Here is a 19,891-nt window from a genome sequence, read left to right as displayed (position 1 = left end):
CCCGCGCAGGGCCCCAAGCACCGCTCCGCTAGATATCCGCATAGACATGGGTTTCGGCGCTCGCTCCAGGATGCGTGACCGCGCCCTTATAGGCAGGGCCGACCGTGGCCGCATAGCGCCAGAGCGCGCCGGATTGATAGTCATGCGCGCGCGGCACCCATTTGGCACGGCGCTCGGCGAGCACATCCTCGGCTACATCAAGGTCGATCGTGCCGGCTTCTGCGTCGATGCTGATGATGTCGCCATTCTCGACCAGAGCGATCGGGCCGCCATCGGCCGCCTCGGGTCCGACATGGCCGATGCAGAACCCGCGGGTTGCGCCGGAGAAGCGCCCGTCAGTGATCAGCGCCACCTTCTCGCCCATGCCGAGGCCGTACAGCGCAGCGGTGGTGGACAACATCTCGCGCATGCCGGGGCCGCCCTTGGGACCTTCATAGCGGATGACGACGACTTCGCCTTCGTTGATCTCCCGCGCCTCGACCGCGGCGAAGGTATCCTCCTCGCAGTCGAACACCCGCGCCGGGCCGCTGAACTGCAGCCGGTGCATGCCGGCGACCTTCACGATCGCGCCATTGGGCGCGAGGCTGCCGCGCAGGCCGACGACACCGCCAGTCGGGCTGATCGGCGCCTTCACATCGTAGATGACCTTCTGGTCCGGGTTCCACGTCACCTGATCGATATTCTCTCCCAGCGTCTTGCCGGTGACCGTCAGGCAATCGCCGAACAACAGGCCATTGGCGAGCATCGTCTTCATCAGCATGTAGACGCCGCCTGCCTCGTACATGTCTTTGGCGACATACTTCCCGCCAGGCTTCAGGTCAGCGATGTAGGGCGTTGATTTGAATATCTCCGCGACGTCGAACAGGTCGAAATCGATGCCTGCTTCGCTGGCCATGGCGGGCAGATGCAGCGCGCCGTTGGTCGAGCCCCCCGTCGCCGCCACGATGCGCGCCGCGTTGATGAACGCCTCGCGCGTGCAGATGTCGCGCGGGCGGATATTGGCGGCGAGCAGTTCCATCACCTGCGCGCCTGCCGCGACGGCGATCTGCTCGCGCGTCGTGTAGGGCGCCGGCACCATGTTCGAATTGGGCAGCGACAGGCCGATCGCCTCGCCGACGCACGCCATGGTGTTGGCGGTGTACTGGCCGCCACAGGCACCGTGGCCCGGGCACGCGACCTTTTCCAGCTCGGTCAGGTCCTTGAGCGGGCAATTGCCGGCGGCGTGCTGGCCGACTGCCTCGAACACGTCGACCACGGTGACGTCACGGTCGTGATAGCGGCCGGGCAGGATCGACCCGCCATAGACGAAGATGCTGGGCACGTTGAGGCGGAGCATCGCCATCATCATGCCCGGCAGCGACTTGTCGCAGCCGGCAAAGCCGACCAGCGCGTCGTAGCAATGGCCGCGCACGCTGAGCTCGACCGAGTCGGCGATCACTTCGCGGCTGACCAGCGAGGACTTCATGCCCTGATGACCCATCGCGATACCGTCGGTAACGGTGATGGTGTTGAAGCGCCGCGGCATGCCGCCGCCCTGAATCACGCCGGCACGTGCCGCATCGGCCTGCGCATCAAGCGTGGTATTGCACGGCGCGCTGTCGTTGCCGGCGCTGGCGAGCGCCACGAACGGCTTGGCGATATCCTCCTCGGATATGCCCATCGCATAATAATAGCTGCGGTGCGGGGCGCGCTCGGGGCCGACCGAGACGTGCCGGCTCGGGAGCTTGGATTTGTCGAACTGGTGAGTCATGCGGCGCCTATGTCGCCAGAGGGGCCTTTCGCGCAAGACTATTGCTGATTTTTATCAGAATAGGCCCGAGAATGTCGGTCCAGCGCGCCAAACCCGCTGCATCGCGGATCAGATCGTTGCGGATTTCGATGGCGAGACTCGGGATACCATTGGCCTCACCATGCCGGTTGAGCGTCGCATTGAGCACCCGGCCGGAATAGGGCTCGTTGTCGCCAGTCTCGATTCCTTCGGCCTGCAACATCGCCACGGCGAGGTCGGCGGCGCGGCGATCACGATTGTACAGGATGCCGGCATGCCAGGGCCGAGCCCCTCCCCCGCCACTTTCCAGCTCGGGCGTGAAGCTGTGGATCGAGGCGAGCAAGGTCGGCCGCTGCGCCTTGATCAGCGCCGCCAGCGCACGGTGATAAGGTGCGTGGAAGCGCACGATCCGATCCGACCGGTCTGCATCGATATTGCCCGGGATCGCATGGCCGTCGCTCGTGGCCGGGATCAACGAAGGATGATCGGGCTGGCGATGGAGATCGATCACCAGCCGTGAGACCGTCGCGAGGATCGCAGGCGCCCCCAGCCGCGCGGCCAGCGCCTCGGTCAACGGCCCCGCCCCGATATCGATCGCGATATGCTTGTCGAACAGAGCGGTACCAATGCCGAGGTCGACGCCCGCCGGCACCGCATTCGAGGCATGATCGCAGATCAGCAGGATGCCGCCGGATGCGCCGGGCCGGATGATCGGCGCGCTCATATCACGCGAGCGTCGATTCGAGGCACCACCAGCCGGGACGCATGGCGCGGATGGCGCGCGCCGCGGTGGCGCGGTCCTCGGGCCGGTCATACAGGGCAAAGCAGGTGGCGCCCGAACCGGACATCCGCACAAGCCGCGTGCCGTCGCTGTCGAGCAGCAGCGCCAGCGCCTCGCCGATCGCCGGCGCGATCTTGCGAGCGGGTGCTTCGAGGTCGTTGCGGCCAAGCAAGGCGCGGCCGAGCAGGGCCCCCTCGCCGATCGGCCCGCGGTCCCGCCCATCCCAGGCAGCAAAGACTGGCCCGGTCGAGACCGCGACGCCCGGATTGACCAGCAGCACCGGCATGCCGGTCAGGCCGTCCACGGGCTCGAGCTGTTCGCCCCTGCCCCGCCCCAGCGCGCTGCGGCCGAGCAGGCAGGCGGGCACGTCCGACCCGAGCCGGTCAGCAATGTCGAACAGACGCGGATCGTCGAGCGCCACGCCGTCCCGCCGCGCCAGTGCCCGCAACGCCGCGGCAGCATCCGCCGATCCGCCGCCGATGCCGGATGCCACCGGCAAGCGCTTCACCAGGGTGAATGCCCCTTCGGCCGGAGCGGAAAAGGCCGTGGCATAGGTATAGGCCGCGCGCGTGACGAGATTGTCGCCTTCGCCCGCCAGCGCGCCGGCAAAGGGACCTTCCACGGCGAAGGACGGCGGTCCCTCGGCAAGCCGAACCTCGTCGCCGTCCTGCAGAAAGGCGAACAGGGTCTCGATCTCATGATAGCCGTCGTCGCGCCGCGCGCGGACGTGCAGCGCCAGATTGATCTTGGCCGGAGCCTGTTCGACGATCACGGTTTTGCGCGAAGCCCGTTGGCGATCTTGGCGGCGATCCGCGGCCCGTCCTCGGCATCCGCGACGATCGCAGCCGCCTGCCACGCGTAGCGCGCCTCGTAACGGCGCCCGAGCGACCAATAGGCGTCACCGAGATGCTCGTTGATCGTCACATTGGCCGGCTGTCCGCGCGCGGCCAGTTCCAGCATCGGCAGCGCCTTGCGCGTGTCACCGCGCCGGAAATAGGCCCAGGCGAGCGAATCGATGATCGATGCGTCGCCCGGCTGGAGCGCATTCGCCTTTTCCAGCAGCGCGATCGAGGCAGCGGGTTCCTCGCCATGCTCGAGCCGGGCATAGCCCAGATAATTGAGCGCGACCGCCTCGTCGGGCGCCATGTCGACCGCGCGCTCCAGTGCCTTGCGCGCCTCGGGCCAGCGGCCGGCCTGATCCAGCGCGCCGCCAAGTTGCAGGAACAGAGTCCAGGACGGCGCGTCTCCGGAGCGCTTGATCGCGAGCGAATAAGCGCGTGCCGCGTCGTCGAAACGCCCGGCGCTGGTCAGGAGATCGCCGACCCGCGCCGCGTCCATGCTGGTGGCATCCTTGCGACCGGACAGGATCGTCGCCGCGGCCAGCGCGCCGGCGCCCTCGCCCGCGCCGCTCAGCACCGCCACGCGCTCCTGAAGCCCCGCTTCATGAAACGGACTGGACGGCTCGACCTGCGCGAGCAGGGTCAGCGCCCGATCGCTCGCCCCGCCCCGTGCCAGCGCCTGGGCGAGGAGGATGCGCGCCCGGTCATTCGCCGGATCGAGCCGAAGCGACGCCCGTGCCAGCGCCGTGACGATCGGAGACGGCTCGCCCTCCGACAGATCGGCGGCAAGCCGCGCAAACAGCCGCGAGGCACCGAAGGCGCTCGACGGCGGCACGCCATCCCCGATCGTCCGGCGAAGCGCGACCACCGCGCTGTCGCTGCCGGTGAGCAGCGCCCTGGCGATATCGGCCCGCCCCTTGGCCGCGAACAGTTCAGCAGCATTGATCCGCAGGTCGAGGCTGCCTTGATCGGCACCGAGCAGCGCCTGAAGGGCAAGGGCGCCTTCATCGACCTTGCCGGTCGCGATCAACAGCAGCGCGCGGTTTTCCGCAGTGTAGCGACGCGCGACCGCATTTGCCTTGCCTTCGCTGAGCTTGGCGACGGGATCGCCGCCGGCGTCGAACGCTGCCCAGGCACCGAGCAGGTTCGCCACGAAATCGAACGGCCCCGCGCCGATCCGCGTCAGGATCGAGGCGGCAGCCGCCTTGTCCCCCGCGCGCACCGCCCCGGCATAGCTGAACAGGATTGCGTCCGGCGGTGCTGCGCGCGCCGCATCCAGGGTCACGATCGCACGGTCGGCCAAGGCATCGTCGCCGGCCTCCATCGCCTCCCGATAAGCCCGGCGCGCGATGGCTAGATTGCCCGGCGCGCCGGACAGCGCAGTGGCATAGCCCGCCGCGGCCTGCTCCACCCGGCCGTCGCCATCGGCGGCGCGGGCGCGGGCGTAGGCGGCCAGATCGTCCGCACCGCGGTCAGCCCAGGCGGGCGTCGCGACGGTCAGCGCCAGCAGCGTCAGGCCCAGTCGATCACATGTTCGGATAATTCGGTCCTCCGCCGCCTTCCGGCACCACCCAGTTGATGTTCTGGGTGGGATCCTTGATGTCGCACGTCTTGCAGTGGACGCAATTCTGCGCGTTGATGACGAACTTCGGATCGCCGCTTTCCTCGCCCACGATCTCGTAAACGCCCGCGGGGCAATAACGCTGCGCCGGCTCGTCGTACATCGGCAGATCATAGGCGACCGGGATGGTCGGGTCCTTGAGCGTCAGATGGACCGGCTGGTCCTCCTCATGATTGGTGTTCGACAGGAACACCGAGGAAAGCCGGTCGAAGGTCAGCACGCCGTCGGGCTTGGGATAATCGATTTTCTTGACCTGGTCCTTGCGCCACAGGCTCTCGTTGTCCGGGTGATGCTTGAGCGTGAACGGCATCTTGATGCCGAAATTCTCCAGCCACATGGTGATGCCCGACAGGCCCGATCCGAGGAAATCGCCGAAGGTCTTTACCAGCGGCACCACGTTGCGGACGATCGAGAGCTCCTTCTTCACCCAGCTCTGCTCGAACGCCTCGGGATAGGCGGTCAGTTCGTCGCTCGTCCGCCCGGCCTGGATCGCGTCATAGGCCGCGTCCGCCGCCATGATGCCGCTCTTCACCGCGGTGTGGCTGCCCTTAATGCGGGGCACATTGAGGAAACCGGCCGAATCCCCGATCAGCGCCCCGCCCGGGAAGACCAGCTTCGGCACCGACTGAAGGCCGCCGTCGCTGATCGCCCGCGCGCCATAGGAGACCCGCTTGCCGCCCTCCAGCATCGACGCGATCGCGGGATGAGTCTTCCAGCGCTGCATCTCCTGGAACGGCGAGACATAGGGGTTGGTATAGTTGAGCCAGGTGACGAAGCCGATTGCGACCTGCCCGTTCGCCTGGTGATAGAAAAAGCCGCCGCCGCTCGTGCCGTCGGACAGCGGCCAGCCCTGGGTGTGGATGACGCGGCCGGGAACATGATGCTCCGGCTTGATGTCCCACAATTCCTTGATGCCGAGACCATAGACCTGCGGCTGCGCGTCCTTCGCCAGGTCGAAGGTGCGGATCAGTTCCTTGCTCAGATGCCCGCGCACGCCCTCGCCGAGGAAGGTGTACTTGGCGTGGAGCTCGAGGCCTGGCGTATAATCGGGTTTGTGCGTGCCGTCGCGCGCCACGCCCATGTCGCCGGTCGCGACGCCCTTGACCGACCCATCCTCATTGAACAGCACCTCGGCCGCGGCGAAGCCAGGAAAGATCTCGACGCCGAGTTCTTCCGCCTGGCCGGCCAGCCAGCGGCACAGATTGCCGAGCGACCCGGTATAGGTGCCCTTGTTGTGCATGAAAGGCGGGGTGAGAAGATGCGGCAGGCCGAACTTCTTCTTTTTCGTCAGGATCCAGTGCTGGTTGTCGGTGACCGGCACCTCGGCCAGCGGACAGCCCTTGTCGCGCCAGTCGGGGATCAGTTCGTCGAGCCCCTTGGGATCGACCACCGCGCCGGACAGGATATGCGCGCCGACCTCCGAGCCTTTTTCGAGCACGCAGACCGAGATTTCGCCGCCCTTTTCGGCCGCCAGCTGCTTCAGCCGGATCGCGGCGGACAGGCCAGCAGGCCCGGCGCCGACGATCACGACGTCATAGGGCATGGACTCGCGTTCGCTCATTATCGTCTCCAATAGGGACGAAGTGCGCGCTCTCGTCGCGCCACAGCAACGTCCTGTCCATTCAGCGGTGCCAGCGAATTGACCGCGTCGTCAACACTCGACTCTATAGGAACATCATGGGGGCGGACCAAAATATCGATTGGCGAACGGCAGCAGCAAGCGCGCTGGATTGGTGGCGCAACGCCGGCGTCGATGCGTCGATCGACGAGGCGCCGCGCGACTGGCTGGCTCCAGTCGAAGCGCCCAAGCCGGTCCGGCACGCGCAGGCCGTAGCGGAACCGGCGGTCGCGCTGCCGATGCCCGGCACGCTGGCCGCGTTCGAGGCCTGGCGGATCGGGCCGGACGCGCCGGAGGCCGGCTGGCCCGGCCAGCCGATCGCGGCGCAAGGCTCTTCCGCATCCGATATCATGGTGCTGATCGACGTGCCCGAACGCGAGGATGCCGAATCGGGTCAATTGATGAGCGGCCCGGCCGGCCGCCTGTTCGACCGAATGCTCGCCGCGATCGGCCGGGACCGGGCTTCGATCTATCTCGTGCCGGTCTGCGCGACGCGACCGGTTGCCGGGCGTATCGCCCCCGAAATCGAAGAGCGGCTGAACGACGTCGCGCGCCATCATGTCATGCTCGCGAGCCCCAAACGGCTTTTGCTGCTCGGCAATGCGCCGAGCCGCGCGCTGCTCGGCGCTGACATGATGGGGATGCGCGGCACGGTGCACAGGGTTGACCTTCACGGCGATGACGCTGCTGCGCCGCAGGCGGTGGCGAGTTTTCATCCCCGCTTCCTGATCGAGCGACCGGCCGCCAAGGCCGAAGCTTGGAAAGATTTGCAGATGCTGACCAGGGATCTGGAAAAATGACCGCAAAATTCATCCTGGCCTGCGCGATCGCGCTGGCGCCGCTCGGCGTGGTGCACGCCGCCGATGTGGAGCGTACCGGTCCCATCGCTGTTCGTGCCGTGCCCGACCAGCTCGATGCCGAGCAGCGCGCCGGCTACCGCGCCGTGTTCAAGAGCATTCGCGACCAGAAATGGCTCGACGCCCAGATCCAGCTCGATTCGATGAAGCCCGGCCCGCTTCACGCCATCGCCCGCGCCGAGCTGCTTACCGCCAAGGGCTCGCCCAAGGCCGATCTCGATCCGCTGGTGAAGCTGCTGAGCGAGGCCCCGGAGCTTCCCCAGGCGCAGCAGATCGCCGTGCTGGCGAGTTCGCGCGGGGCCGTCGGACTTCCGCCCCTGCCCGAAGCGCGCAGGCTCACCTGGATCGACGGTGCCCCTGCCCGTCTGCGCGCCAAGAGCATCAAGAGCGACATGGTCGCGGCCGAGCTCGCCATCCGCATGCAGCCCTTCGTGAAGGCCGATGACGGCGTTTCGGCCCAGGCGCTGCTCGAATCGATGAGCAGCCTGTCTCCCGACGCGCTGACCGAGTGGCAGCAAAAGGTCGCCTGGATGTATTTCCTGGCGGGCGACGACAACAACGCCCGCACCATGGCGACCAGGGCGTCGGCGGGGACCGGCGACTGGTCGGTGCAGGGCGAATGGGTCGCTGCACTCGCCGCTTGGCGCCAGCGCGACTGCGTCGCCGCCGGTCAGGGCTTCGCCCGGGTCGCGGCGCGCGCCAATGATATCGAGCTGCGCGCGGCGGGCCTTTATTGGGCATCGCGCGCCGACATGCAGTGTGGCCGTCCCGACCTGATCGAAGGCCGATTGAAGAACGCCGCGCAATATCGCGAAACCTTTTATGGCCTGCTCGCCCGGCAGACGCTCGGCATCCGCGATCCGGCCGGTCGCCCGGCCGATGTCATGCTCGCCAATGACTGGCAGACCCTGGCGCGTCGCCCGAACATCCGCGTTGCCGCCGCGCTGGCCGAGATCGGCGAAAATGCACTGGCGGACGAAGTCATCCGCCAGCAGGCAAGAATCGGCGATGCCGCAGAATTTCCGGCCCTGGTCCGGCTGACGGGCGCGCTCAACCTGCCTTCCACCCTGGTCTGGCTCTCGCATAACGGCCCGGTCGGTGCCACGCCGCCGGTGGAGGCCCGCTTCCCCGCGCCGAACTGGACGCCCGATGGCGGCTGGCGCGTCGACAAGGCGCTGGTCTTTGCCCACACGCTGCAGGAATCCCGTTTCCGCACCGATGTGGTCAGCTCGGCGGGCGCCTACGGCCTGATGCAGGTCCGCCCCGGCGCCGCGACCGACATCGCCCGCAAGCAGGGCCGCACCTTCGATCGCTCGGCGCTGAGCAACCCCGGCACCAATATGGAGGTCGGCCAGAGCTATCTCGAGCAGCTGCGCGACCAGCCCTGCACTGGGGGCCTGCTGCCCAAGGTGATCGCCGCCTATAATGCCGGACCGCTGCCGGTCGAGGCGTGGAATGCCCAGGCGCGCGATGGCGGCGATCCGCTGCTCTACATTGAATCGATCCCGTTCTGGGAGACGCGCGGCTATGTCATCACCGTGCTGCGCAATTACTGGATGTATGAGGGACAGACCGGCAAGACCGCGTCGCCCAGCCGTGTGGCGCTGTCGCAGGGTCTGTGGCCGCGCTTTCCCGGCATGGCCGGCGCCAGCTCCGTGCGCCTCAGTTCCAGCGCGACCAATCCCAACGCGCTGAGTTCCGTCTCCGTACCCGCCTCGGTCGCCAGTGCCAATTGACGAGAACGCCGCGTTCCTACCGGTCAGGATCGCGGTGCTCACCATCTCCGACAGCCGGACCCTGGCCGACGACCGATCGGGCGACACGCTGGTCGCGCGGCTGAGCGCGGCGGGCCATGTCCTGGCGGATCGCGCGATCGTCACTGATGACGTCGCCGCGATCGTCAGCCGCCTCCATGGCTGGATCGACGATCCGCAGGTCGATTGCGTCATCACCACCGGGGGCACCGGCGTGACCGGGCGCGACGTGACGCCCGAGGCGATCGAGCGAGTCCAGGACAAGCCGATCCCCGGCTTTGGCGAGCTGTTCCGCTGGCTCAGCTACAAGACGATCGGCACCTCGACCGTCCAGTCGCGCGCCTGCGCCTGCGTGACGCGCGGCACCTATATCTTTGCGCTGCCCGGATCGACCGGCGCGGTGAAGGATGGATGGGACGGTATCCTCAGGGACCAGCTCGACAGCCGTCACCGGCCCTGCAACTTCGTCGAGCTGATGCCGCGCCTGATGGAGCGCTGATCCTCGCCACGGTCCGGCGAGCAGTTTCCCGGTTATCGCCGGTGGGATCATGGAAAATTGTGGGGCGACCAGCGGCATTGATGATTGCAACGATTAGAAAGAGCTGACCCGGATCTGGCAGACTGGCGGCAACGCGCGTGCCTGATCGAATGTTGAATCGATGCCCTGCGTAAGAAGCGTGTTTCGTCACCTGGATAGGTGTAAATTCACTCTGACCCCTTTTCCCCCGCGACTCAGCATGAGACCTAGGTTCCAGGCTTGCTTCCAGCCGCAGCGTCGCGCTTCTCCTTGATGAATCCGCTCAATTCGGAGTCCATCGAGGCGTACCAGTCGATATAATCCTTGAAATTCTCGTATGTCATGTTGCCCAGGGCCGAGACGTAGAGATATTCGGCAAGGTCCCCGTCGCTGTCGATGGCAACCTTAAGGAAGCGCTTTTTCACATTCCACTCGTTCGCCATGTCGGCCGAGAAGAAGGGCTCTTTCTTGAAATAACTGTAGAATTCGAAGGAATTACACCCCGTATCGTTTTTGCAGCCGTAAAAATTCAGCTGGAATCCACTGCCGTTGGCGCCGCTCGTTATATAGCTGTCGCCGTCATCGCCCTTCTTGATCTCGGCCTTGTACCCCGCTTCCTGAAGAAGCGCGGCAACGCCCTTCACGCTGCTGACATCGACCACCCGATCGGCGGCCATCGCCGTCGAAGGCGCCGTCACCGCCGCGAGCGCGAGCGCCAATAGTCGAATCCGCATATCCCTTTTCCCCCAAAGCCCGACCGGCATGACCTGACCATATGATGCCCGATAACGACATGCCACCCGCCGTCATGCGGGTGCGTCGGGCTGCATCACGGCAAGCTCATGACCCGCCGGATCCCGGAAGTGGAAACGCCGGCCGCCAGGAAAGGCGAAGATCGGCAGGGTGAGCGTCCCGCCGGCCGCGCTCACCGCCGCTTCGGCCGCCTCGAGATCATCCACTTCGATCACCGGCAGCAGCTGCGTGGTGGATTGCGACGAATCGCCGTTGAGGCCGAGATCGGTGTCGCCGGTCATGGTCGCGGCATAGTCCGGCCCGAAATCGGTGAAGGTCCAGCCAAAGGCCGATGCGTAGAAGGACTTGACCGCAGGCACGTCGCGCACGGGCAGTTCGAGATAGTTGAAACGAGCCATGAAGCCTCCTGAAATGGCAAGACTGTTCTTGCTATGTTCTCATCGATCCTCTATGCCGAGTCAATGCCAAATTCCGGGCCGAAACCAGGCGTCAAATCCCGTGCCGTCCGCGGCGCTACGTTGAACCAGGAAAGTAGCAGGTTCAACCTGCCGGAGCGCGAGGCGGATGGCGACTGGCTCGACGATCGCGAATTGCTTGACGAAGGACCGCCGCCGCTGCGGACCATAGTGACGGTCGAGATGCCGCGCACGATCATCACCCGGAACAGCTCGCCGGACATCGGTTTCGATCGTTCGATCAACCCCTATCGCGGCTGCGAACATGGCTGCATCTATTGTTTCGCGCGGCCGACCCACGCGTTCCACGACCTGTCGCCGGGCCTGGATTTCGAAAGCAAGTTGTTCGCCAAACCGGATGCCGCCACCCTCCTCCGTGCCGAACTGGCCAAGCGCGGGTATGTCGTGCGGCCGATCGCCTTCGGGACCAATACAGACCCCTATCAGCCGATCGAGGCCGACTGGCGCATCACCCGGCAATGCATCGAGGTGCTCGCGGAAACGGGGCATCCGCTGACCATCACCACCAAGTCGGACCGGGTCACGCGCGATATCGACCTGCTCGCACCGATGGCGGCCAGGGGGCTCGCCGCGGTCGCGGTGTCGGTCACGTCGCTCGATCCGCGCATCGCCATGACCGTCGAGCCGCGCGCGCCGGCACCGGAACGGCGGCTGGCCGCCGTGCGCAAGCTCGTCGACGCCGGCATCCCGACCTATGTTTCGATTGCCCCGGTCATCCCGCAGATCACCGATCACGAACTGGAGCATCTGGTCGAGCGCGCGGCGGAGGCAGGCGTACACGGCGTCACCTTCCTCCCCGTCCGCCTCCCCTATGAGGTCGCGCCGCTGTTCAGGGCCTGGCTCGACGCGCATTTCCCGGATCGCGCCGGCAAGGTCATGGCGACGATCCAGTCGATTCGCGGTGGGCGTGACAATGATCCGAACTTCCACACGCGCATGCGCGGCAGCGGCGCCTGGGCCGAGCTGCTCCGGACTCGCTTCACGATCGCCTGCCGCAAGCACAACCTGGTCGGCGCCTGGAAGCCGCTTCGCACCGACCTGTTCAGGCCACCGCCGGGGCGTCAGGGCGATTTGTTCGGCTGAACCCCGGCCAGTGCCTCAGGGAGCAGTCCCCGGCCGGTCGGCCGGCGGCTCGTCCCCGCCGACCGGCACCGCGCCCGGCCGGCCGTGCCCGCCGCCGGGCCCGCCGGATATCCGCGGCAATTCCTTGCGCTCGATCTTGCCGTCACCATTCTTGTCGAGCATCGCGAACCGGGTTTCGGCCGCGCGCTGGAATTCGGCCGGGTCGACCCCGCGATTGAAATTGGTGTCGGCGATCGTCACCGGCTCCGGAAAGTCGAAATAGCTGAACCGGGCAGCGCCCTGCTTGCCATAGGTCATGCGCGTCTCACCGCCGCCCGGCGCCCCGCTTTCGCCGCCGCCGCTACCGCCGACCCGATGGCCACCACCACCGCCGCCGCGATGCCCCCCGCCGCCACGGCCAGCGCCGCCCGCGAAACGGCCGCCGCCCCCGCCCCCACCGCCGACGCGGATTTCAGGGGCCAAGACGGTCTCGTAATAGTCGATATCGTCGGGATCGATCTCGCCGTCATGGCCGCGATCGAGCACGGCGAAGAAGCGCGACGCGTCCCTTGCGAATTCGGCACGGCTCAGCGCGCCATCATGGTCGGTATCGGCATTCTGGAACCAGATGTCCGAAGGGTCGCCTGCGCCGCGGTCACCGCGGAACGGCTCGCCCATCGGGCTGATGAACAACGGGCCGCGCGGCCCCTCTCCTTCCGCGCCACCACGGTGAAACCCGCCAGGTGGCCCATGCCGGAATTTGGGGTGCTCGCTACCCGCGCAGCCGGCGGTCAGCAGGACAAGAGAGGTCAGAAGGACAAGACGCATAAACTACCCGCTCACTTGAGGAGCCCCCGGGACCTGCGACAAACGACCCGATCTGTGGCGATTTCAAGGAGCGAAGGACCACTTTGGACCCAAGGCCCGGTCGCCAACTTCGCTGTTCCGGGCAAAGAACAGGGAAGTTAACAGGGAAATTGTCTTTTTCTCCGGCACTTCGGTCAAAATATCCATGATTTATCTATCAATATCAATAGCTTGGTCTGATTTCCCTGTTCCGGAATAACAGCGAACGTCGCATACCGAACAGGGAATTCGATCGTAGGAACAGGGAAGTGCGTTTTACCGGCGTGGACCATGAAAAAGAGCCGAGCCCCGGCAACGCGCCGCGCCCGACATCATGCTGCGCCGATTGCCCGCTATGTTGAATCGATCCGGCTCAGGAAGCAGGAGGCCAGGACGGACCGATCCTGGCCTGAAGCAGGCCGGCGAGACGCTGGTGGTCCTCCAGCGATGGGTGCCCATCGCAGCCGTCCAGATCGAGGCCCCCGAAATGAACGGTCGCAATCCGCCCCGGCGCGCCGGGCACCAGCTCGGCCGCAACCTGCTCGACATCGGCGATAAAGGCGTCCGACCCCATCAGGATCAGCCTGGCCTGTGGCTGCCGTGCCATCACATCGCGCGCGAAGCCGACATAACGCGCCCGATAGGCAGCGTGCAGCGCGGCCTGGTCCTTCCAGGCCTCCCCGGCGTGGAGCGGCGTCGAGAAATCGTTGGTGCCCAGATTGATGACGATGATCTGAGGGCGCCAGCCGCCCGGATCGGACTCCACCGCCGACGGATCCGAAGGGATGAGCCTGGGATAGAGACCAGGCATGGTTTCGCCCGCCCGGCTGCCGTCATAATTGCGCACGATGCCGAACCCGGAATAGGCGTTGACGCGATAATCCGCGCCGAAGCGTCGCGCGAGCAACGGGCCAAAGGCGCGTTGCGTATCAGTGGCCCGATGCATCTCGGCGTTCGTGCAGGTCGGCACCGGTGAGCTGTCGCCGTATCCGACCGTGTAGGAATCGCCGATGAACTCGATCTGCCGCCCGGTCCTGGCAGGCGGGGCGAGCGGCGCGCCGCTCTTGCCCGGATAGAAACCGATCAGGCGCGTGACGTCGCTCTGGGTCTCGCTGAGCTTTTCCAGCCTGACGTCATGCTGCCCATCGCCGAGGCGATCGATCGTGACGTCGATGTTTCCCGAGCTTTCGAACCGCTGCCGTTCCACGCCGTCGATCAGCAGCCGCAGGCGACCATAGCCGTTGCGCAACCGGACCGTCAGGCTGGTTCCGGTGAAGCGCCCCTCGACATAGACCCCCGGCCAGCCGAACAGCGTCGCCCCGTCCGGCTCGACCACGGCGCGTCCGCCGACATAGACCGGCAGCGGCGCGCCGTAATTCTTCGCGCCGCAGCCGGTGGCGACGGCGAGGAATCCGACGGCAAGGGCGGTACGAAGCCACATTCCCGGGCCAGCGCTCACGCCTTGCCGGCGCGGCATTTCATCAACGGCTGAATCCGGGTGCCAAAGGCTTCCACGCCCTCGATGAAATCGTCGAAGGTCAGCAGGACACCGCCTGTATTCGGCACTTCGGCCATCTCGTCGAGCATGCGCGCCACGTTCTCATAGCTGCCTACCAGGGTTCCCATATTGATGTTCACCGCGCCTTCCGGCGCGGCAAGCTGGCGGACATTGGTGGTGGCGTTATGCTTGTCGGCCGCGCCCTGATCGGCGAGCCAGGCGATCGCCTCGAGATCGACGCCGTCATTGTAGGATTTCCACTTCGCCATCGCCTCCTCGTCCGTCTCGGCGGCGATGATCATGATCAGCACGAAGATGGAGACGTCGCGGCCGGTCTTCGCGGTCGCGACGGCGAGGCGCTCGTTGTTCGCGGCAAAGGCCTTGGGCGTGTTGACGCCCTTGCCCAAACAAAAGGCATAGTCCGCCCATTTGGCCGAGAAGGCGAGCCCCTCGTCGGAGGAGCCGGCGCAGATGATCTTCATGTCCCCGGTCGGCGTCGGCCGCACGCGGCAATCATCCATCTGGTAATAGTCGCCCTTGAAGTCCGAAACGCCCGTCCCCCAAAGCTCGCGCAGGATGCCAGCATATTCGTCCAACATCTGGTATCGATTGCGGAAATGGTCGTCCCCGGGCCACAGACCCATCTGACTGTACTCGGGCCGCTGCCAGCCGGTGATCAGATTTAGCCCGAACCGCCCATGGCTGATCGAGTCTATCGTGTTGCACATGCGCGCGGCGAAGGCGGGCGGGATGACGAGGGTGGGACAGGTTGCGTAGATCTTGATCTTCTCGGTGACGGCGGCGAGCCCGGCCATCAGGGTGAAGCTCTCCAGCCCATATTCCCAGAACTCGGTCTTGCCGCCGAACCCGCGCAGCTTGATCATGGAGAGCAGGAAATCGAGCCCGTGCTTCTCGGCGCTCAGCGCGATCTCCTTGTTCATGTCGAAGCTCGGCTTGTACTGCGGCGCGTTCTCCGAGATCAGCCAGCCATTATTGTTGATGGGCACGAAAACGCCGACTTGCATGTGCTTAGCTCCCCAGAAATTCGAGCACGAGTGAAGTGAAACCATCGGGATCGGTGACGTTGCAGGCATGACCACCCCACGCCATGGTCGCGAGYCTGGCCTGTGGCAGCCGATCGGCGAGATTCCGCGCGCAACGCGACGGCACGAGCATATCGTCCTCCGACGCAAGCACCAGAATATCTGCCGCCACATCGTCGGGGAGTTCGAACGCTTTCGCCGCGGCGATGCGCTTTTCGAGGATGTCGGCCGGCGGAAACTGCGCCAGCTGATGCACGCCCTCGGCATCGAGCTGCGCGCTATTTTCCGAAATCCAGTTGGCCGGATAGAGTAAGAGCGGCTGCGCGCGGACATAAGCGGCCGGCCCGCTTTTGTGCAGCAGCTCAAGCCGCGTCTCGAAACACCGCTCGAAATGCGGATCCAGGCTCGCCCAGCCGTTGATCACGACGACCTTGCCGATCCCCGGGAAGATCCGCGCCAGCTCCAGGCCGATCAGCCCGCCCAGCGCATGGCCGATAAAATGCGCCTGCCCGATGCCGAGCTCCGCAAGGAGCGCCAGCACGTCCGTTGCCATGGTGGCAATGGTGACCTCACCCGCCAGCGTCCGGTCGCTCCGCCCCGTCCCGCGATGATCGTAGAGCAATATGCGGTAGTCCGCGGCGAGCGCATCGAGGTTGGGCGCCCAATATCCAGCCGAGCCGCCCATGCCGGGCGACAGGACGACGACCTCGCCACGTTCGGGTCCATGCCATTCATACCAGAGCCCGGCCGCGTGAGGCATCAGCCGATATGCGCCACGCTGGCAATCTCGACCAGGCAATCGGGCTTCACCAGATCGCATCTGATGCAATAGCGCGCGGGCTTCGCGCCGGGGAAATACTCGGCATAGACCGCGTTGAACGCGGCATAGTCCGACAGGTCCTTCAGGAAGATGTGGTTCATCGCCACATCCTCCAGCGTCGCGCCGCCCGCCTCGAGCGTGATGCGGATGACGTCGAGCACATGCCGGGTCTGGCCTGCGACATCGCCGACATGGAGCACGGCACCGCCCTCACCCAGCGCCAGCACGCCCGAGACATAGACCGTGTTGCCCGCCCTGGCGCCGGCCGAATAGGGCGCGATCGGGGTCGGGAATTGCGGCGGATTGATCGGTTCGAAGGGCATTTCGGTTCCTCGTTCTGTCAACCGTTCGCTCTGAGCTTGTCGAAGAGCCGTTCTTCTTCGCGACGTCGCAGAAGAAAGGACAGTGCTTCGACAAGCTCAGCACGAACGGGGATGAATTTCATTTCTCCGGAACCTGGCCGAAGCTGCCGCAGAAATCGGCGACGGTGGAGACCCAGCCGAAGAATTTCTCGACATTGTAGACGGTGGCCTGCTGGATGAACTCGGGGCCGAGATGATGCGTCGCATCCTCCAGCATCACCCCGAAATATTCGAGGTGGAAGCCGTCGCGCAGGGTCGATTCGACGCACACATTAGTCGCGATGCCCACGAACACGATGTTGCGAATGCCGCGCGCGCGGAGCGTGCTGTCGAGCTGCGAGTTGAAGAAGGCGGAATAGCGCGTCTTGTGCAGGCTGATATCGCCCGGCTGCGGCTTCAGCGCGTCGACCAGGTCATAATCCCACCCACCCCGCGCCAGCAGCGTGCCCGCCAGTTCGGGCCGCTTGCGCATCGTCTTCAGCGCGTTGGACTTGTGCCAGTTCGGCGATCCCGGCCCGCCCGCCTCGACATAGTCGGGATCCCAGCCATTCTGCAGATAGATCACCTGCACCCCCGCGCGCCGCGCCGTATCGAGCACCGTGGCGATCTTCCCGATCGTGCCTGCCGCGCCCGAAATGTCGAACCCGGCCTGGTCGACATACCCGCCGGGCGAGGCATAGGCGTTCTGCATGTCGATCACGACGACGGCGGTCTCGCCCGGCGACAGGCGCAGCGCCTCGGGCCGGGCCGGCAACGTCACCGCGCCGGCCGCGCTGCCCACATTCACCGTCGCGCCGTCGTCCGCCACATTTCGCTCCCCAATGCCAGGATCATGAATCCAGCCGGGGAACTTGAACCACTCCCGCCTCACCCGCAAGCGGTGCTTGCCCGGCGCTCACGCTTTGCCCATGATGCCATGACGGGTCGCTTTCCAACGAGGGAGCGCACGCATGATATCAACCGACACCCTGATTCTCCAGCTGAGCTACGCGCTGCTGGTCGTCGCGCTGGTCGTGCGCACGCCGCGACGTATGCGGATGTTGATCGCCGCTGCGGGCTTCGCGACGCTGGTGCATGCCGTGCTGCGGTCCGATTACGCCGCGCTCGGCTGGATGCTGCTCCTGCTCGGGATCTGGCTGATCAAGCTGTGGGGCGACCGGAACGAAGGCAGGAAGATCCGCTTCACGCCGTCCGAGGAGTCGATGCGTGGCACCTGTCTCGACCAGCTGCCCCGCGGCGCCGCGCGCCAGTTCATCGATCTGGGCCTGTGGCTGCACGGCGACGCCGGCGATGTACTGACCCGGGAAGGCGCGCCGGTGGCCAACCTCTATTATCTGATCAGCGGCGAGGCCCGCGCGACGATCAGGGGTCGCGAAGTCGGCGCCTGCCGTGCCGGCGACCTGATCGGCGAGGCGACCATCCTGTCGCGCGATGACGCGACCGCCACCGTCACCCTGACCGGGCCCGCCACCTTCTGGTGCGCGCCGACACCGACGGTCACGCGCTTCCTCGACGATCATGAAGGGCTGCGCAGCGCGATCGAGCGGAGCTTCTCCAGCGCGGTGAAGGACAAATTGCGCGCGACCAACCTCGCGATCGCCGAGGCGGACCGCGCCGGCCGGGATCAGGCCGCCGCCAGCTTGTGATCCTTGAACCGGGCGCGCAGCTCGGTCTTGAGCAGCTTCCCGGTGGCGGTGTGCGGCAGATCGTCGACAAAGACGATCTCGTCCGGGAGCCACCATTTGGCGACATGGTGCGACAGATGCGCGGTGATATCGCTGGGCGACACCGCGCTGCCCGCCTTGCGGACCACCAGCAACAAGGGCCGCTCGTCCCATTTGGGATGGTGTACGCCGATCGCCGCGGCCTCGGCCACGCCCGGGCAACCGACCGCCGCGTTCTCCAGATCGACCGAGCTGATCCATTCGCCGCCCGATTTGATCACGTCCTTGGCCCGGTCGGTGATCTGCATCGTCCCGTCGGGATGCAGCACCGCCACATCGCCGGTGTCGAACCAGTTCTCCGCATCCACCGCATCGGCATCGGCCTTGAAATAGCGCTTGATCACCCAGGGCCCGCGGATCTGAAGCCGGCCGGAACTCGTCCCGTCGCGCGGCAGCACGACGTCATCGTCATTCACCACGCGCAGCTCCACGCCGAACGGAACCTGGCCCTGTTTGGAGACATGGTCGAGCTGATCCGACAGGCTCATCTCGTCCCAATCCGGCGGCGGCGCGCCGGCCGTGCCGATCGGCGAAGTCTCGGTCATGCCCCAGAGATGCTTGACCGTCACGCCCATGCCCATGATCCGCTCGATCATCGCGCGCGGCGCCGCGGAGCCGCCGATCGTCACCTGCTGGAGATGGCGCGGCGCCTCGCCGGTCGCATCCATATGCTGGAACATGCCGAGCCAGACAGTCGGCACGCCGGCCGAATGCGTAACTTTCTCCTGGTTCATCAGCCGGCACAGGACCACCGGGTCGTTGACTGCCGCATAGACGAATTTCGCCCCCGCCAGCGCGCCCGCGAAGGGCAGGCCCCAGGCGGCGGCGTGGAACATCGGCACGACCGGCAGCACCACGGAGCGCGACGAGAGATTGAACACCGCCGGTGCCACCTCGGCCATCGCATGGATCATCGTCGAGCGATGCTGATAGAGCACGCCCTTGGGATTCCCGGTGGTGCCGCTGGTGTAGCAGAGCATGCAGGGATCGCGCTCCGGCCCCTCGACCCAGGCATAATTCCCGTCCTCGCCCGCGATCAGCGCCTCGAACCCGTCATCGCCGTCGCTGTCGAACACCACATAGCGCTCGATGCTGGTCCATTGGGGTTTCAGGCGGTCGACGATCGGCTGGAACACCCGGTCGTAGAACAGCACCAGGTCCTCGGCATGATTGGCGATATAGACCAGCTGCTCGTCGAACAGGCGCGGGTTGATGGTGTGGATCACCCCGCCCATGCCGATCGCGCCATACCAGGCGACGAGATGGCGGCTGTGGTTCATGCCAAGCGTGCCGATGCGGTCGCCCGGCTTGCAGCCTATTTTCTCAAGAGCTTGCGACAGCTTCCTCGCGTCGCGTGCGATGCCGGCCCAGTCCGTCCGCGTTTCCTGCCCATCGGCCCAGACGCTGACGATCTCGCGCCCGCCATGCTCCCGCTCGGCATGCTCCAGCAATCGCGGCACCCGCAGCTCGAAATCCTGCATTCCGCCCAGCATTCGCCCTCTCCCGGCTTGTTCCACCGGTACTGTCGCCCGCTTTGCGCCCGTTTGTACAG

At 66.0% G+C, this 19,891-nt stretch carries 19 protein-coding genes; 5 read left to right on the top strand and 14 right to left on the bottom strand.

Translation table 11 applies throughout. The features are described 5' to 3' along the window. Window positions 1-28: 28 nt before the first annotated feature. The 5 genes from ilvD to AC1DX5_RS03230 form a co-directional block, all read right to left on the bottom strand. Entirely contained in the window at window positions 29-1,750 is a 1,722-nt protein-coding gene (gene ilvD, locus AC1DX5_RS03250) for a dihydroxy-acid dehydratase (RefSeq protein ID WP_478014155.1), read from the bottom strand. Between the two features lie 7 nt (window positions 1,751-1,757). Further along, a complete protein-coding gene (locus AC1DX5_RS03245) occupies window positions 1,758-2,492 on the bottom strand; it encodes an N-formylglutamate amidohydrolase (protein WP_465176660.1) in 735 nt (244 codons plus the stop codon). Window position 2,493: 1 nt separating this feature from the next. Further along, entirely contained in the window at window positions 2,494-3,321 is an 828-nt protein-coding gene (locus AC1DX5_RS03240; protein WP_465176659.1) for a 4-(cytidine 5'-diphospho)-2-C-methyl-D-erythritol kinase, read from the bottom strand. Next, window positions 3,318-4,799, bottom strand: a complete 1,482-nt coding sequence (locus tag AC1DX5_RS03235) for a tetratricopeptide repeat protein (protein WP_478014154.1) — start codon at window positions 4,797-4,799, stop codon at window positions 3,318-3,320. Before AC1DX5_RS03235 ends, AC1DX5_RS03240 begins: the two co-directional genes overlap by 4 nt. 115 nt (window positions 4,800-4,914) lie before the next feature. Next, window positions 4,915-6,570, bottom strand: a complete 1,656-nt coding sequence (locus AC1DX5_RS03230; RefSeq protein ID WP_478014153.1) for an electron transfer flavoprotein-ubiquinone oxidoreductase — start codon at window positions 6,568-6,570, stop codon at window positions 4,915-4,917. A gap of 116 nt (window positions 6,571-6,686) precedes the next feature. On the opposite strand from AC1DX5_RS03230, the gene AC1DX5_RS03225 reads away from it, so the two are divergent. From AC1DX5_RS03225 to moaB, 3 genes are read left to right on the top strand one after another with little or no spacing between them, the layout of a single operon-like run. Continuing rightward, entirely contained in the window at window positions 6,687-7,427 is a 741-nt protein-coding gene (locus AC1DX5_RS03225) for a uracil-DNA glycosylase (protein ID WP_465173256.1), read from the top strand. Then, window positions 7,424-9,220 carry a lytic transglycosylase domain-containing protein gene (locus AC1DX5_RS03220; RefSeq protein WP_465173255.1) on the top strand — a complete coding sequence of 599 codons (1,797 nt, stop codon included), beginning with the start codon at window positions 7,424-7,426 and terminating at the stop codon, window positions 9,218-9,220. Before AC1DX5_RS03225 ends, AC1DX5_RS03220 begins: the two co-directional genes overlap by 4 nt. Continuing rightward, window positions 9,210-9,737: a molybdenum cofactor biosynthesis protein B gene (gene moaB / locus AC1DX5_RS03215; RefSeq protein WP_478014152.1), complete on the top strand. Its 528-nt coding sequence runs from the start codon at window positions 9,210-9,212 to the stop codon at window positions 9,735-9,737. Before AC1DX5_RS03220 ends, moaB begins: the two co-directional genes overlap by 11 nt. Before the next feature lie 245 nt (window positions 9,738-9,982). Here the strand turns inward: moaB and AC1DX5_RS03210 are convergent, their stop codons facing one another. After that, window positions 9,983-10,474 (bottom strand): YbjN domain-containing protein, encoded by a 492-nt coding sequence (locus AC1DX5_RS03210; protein ID WP_478014150.1) that lies wholly within the window; start codon window positions 10,472-10,474, stop codon window positions 9,983-9,985. 87 nt (window positions 10,475-10,561) lie between these two features. After that, window positions 10,562-10,906, bottom strand: a complete 345-nt coding sequence (locus tag AC1DX5_RS03205; protein ID WP_478014149.1) for a VOC family protein — start codon at window positions 10,904-10,906, stop codon at window positions 10,562-10,564. A gap of 63 nt (window positions 10,907-10,969) precedes the next feature. Here AC1DX5_RS03205 and AC1DX5_RS03200 point away from each other — a divergent pair, with 63 nt between their 5' ends. Beyond that, entirely contained in the window at window positions 10,970-12,067 is a 1,098-nt protein-coding gene (locus tag AC1DX5_RS03200) for a PA0069 family radical SAM protein (RefSeq protein ID WP_478014147.1), read from the top strand. A gap of 15 nt (window positions 12,068-12,082) precedes the next feature. On the opposite strand, the gene AC1DX5_RS03195 is transcribed toward AC1DX5_RS03200, so the two are convergent. From AC1DX5_RS03195 to rutB, 6 genes are all read right to left on the bottom strand, one after another. After that, a complete protein-coding gene (locus AC1DX5_RS03195) occupies window positions 12,083-12,874 on the bottom strand; it encodes an EF-hand domain-containing protein (RefSeq protein ID WP_478014146.1) in 792 nt (263 codons plus the stop codon). Window positions 12,875-13,265: 391 nt separating this feature from the next. Continuing rightward, the gene (locus AC1DX5_RS03190; protein ID WP_465173250.1) at window positions 13,266-14,333 is read right to left on the bottom strand and encodes an SGNH/GDSL hydrolase family protein; all 1,068 of its coding nucleotides are present in this window, start codon (window positions 14,331-14,333) and stop codon (window positions 13,266-13,268) included. A 14-nt stretch (window positions 14,334-14,347) separates the two neighbouring features. After that, on the bottom strand, window positions 14,348-15,415 hold the full coding sequence (gene rutA, locus AC1DX5_RS03185) for a pyrimidine utilization protein A (RefSeq protein WP_465173249.1): 1,068 nt from the start codon (window positions 15,413-15,415) through the stop codon (window positions 14,348-14,350). Between the two features lie 4 nt (window positions 15,416-15,419). Then, window positions 15,420-16,193 (bottom strand): pyrimidine utilization protein D, encoded by a 774-nt coding sequence (gene rutD / locus AC1DX5_RS03180; RefSeq protein ID WP_478014144.1) that lies wholly within the window; start codon window positions 16,191-16,193, stop codon window positions 15,420-15,422. Beyond that, window positions 16,193-16,576, bottom strand: coding sequence for a Rid family hydrolase (locus tag AC1DX5_RS03175; protein WP_465173247.1), 384 nt, complete (start codon window positions 16,574-16,576; stop codon window positions 16,193-16,195). The genes rutD and AC1DX5_RS03175 overlap by 1 nt, the downstream gene beginning before the upstream one ends. A gap of 118 nt (window positions 16,577-16,694) precedes the next feature. Next, complete coding sequence (gene rutB, locus AC1DX5_RS03170) at window positions 16,695-17,423, bottom strand: pyrimidine utilization protein B (protein WP_478014142.1); 729 nt, start codon at window positions 17,421-17,423, stop codon at window positions 16,695-16,697. Between the two features lie 142 nt (window positions 17,424-17,565). On the opposite strand from rutB, the gene AC1DX5_RS03165 reads away from it, so the two are divergent. Next, window positions 17,566-18,261, top strand: a complete 696-nt coding sequence (locus AC1DX5_RS03165; protein ID WP_478014140.1) for a cyclic nucleotide-binding domain-containing protein — start codon at window positions 17,566-17,568, stop codon at window positions 18,259-18,261. Here AC1DX5_RS03165 and AC1DX5_RS03160 read toward each other — a convergent pair. Beyond that, a complete protein-coding gene (locus tag AC1DX5_RS03160) occupies window positions 18,240-19,832 on the bottom strand; it encodes a long-chain fatty acid--CoA ligase (RefSeq protein WP_478014138.1) in 1,593 nt (530 codons plus the stop codon). The genes AC1DX5_RS03165 and AC1DX5_RS03160 overlap by 22 nt on opposite strands. Window positions 19,833-19,891 lie beyond the last annotated feature (59 nt).

This window comes from Sphingomonas sp. P2_B6 (assembly GCF_056404755.1).
The sequence above is the reverse complement of the archived record's forward strand: the minus strand, read 5'-3'. Positions and strand labels throughout refer to the sequence as shown.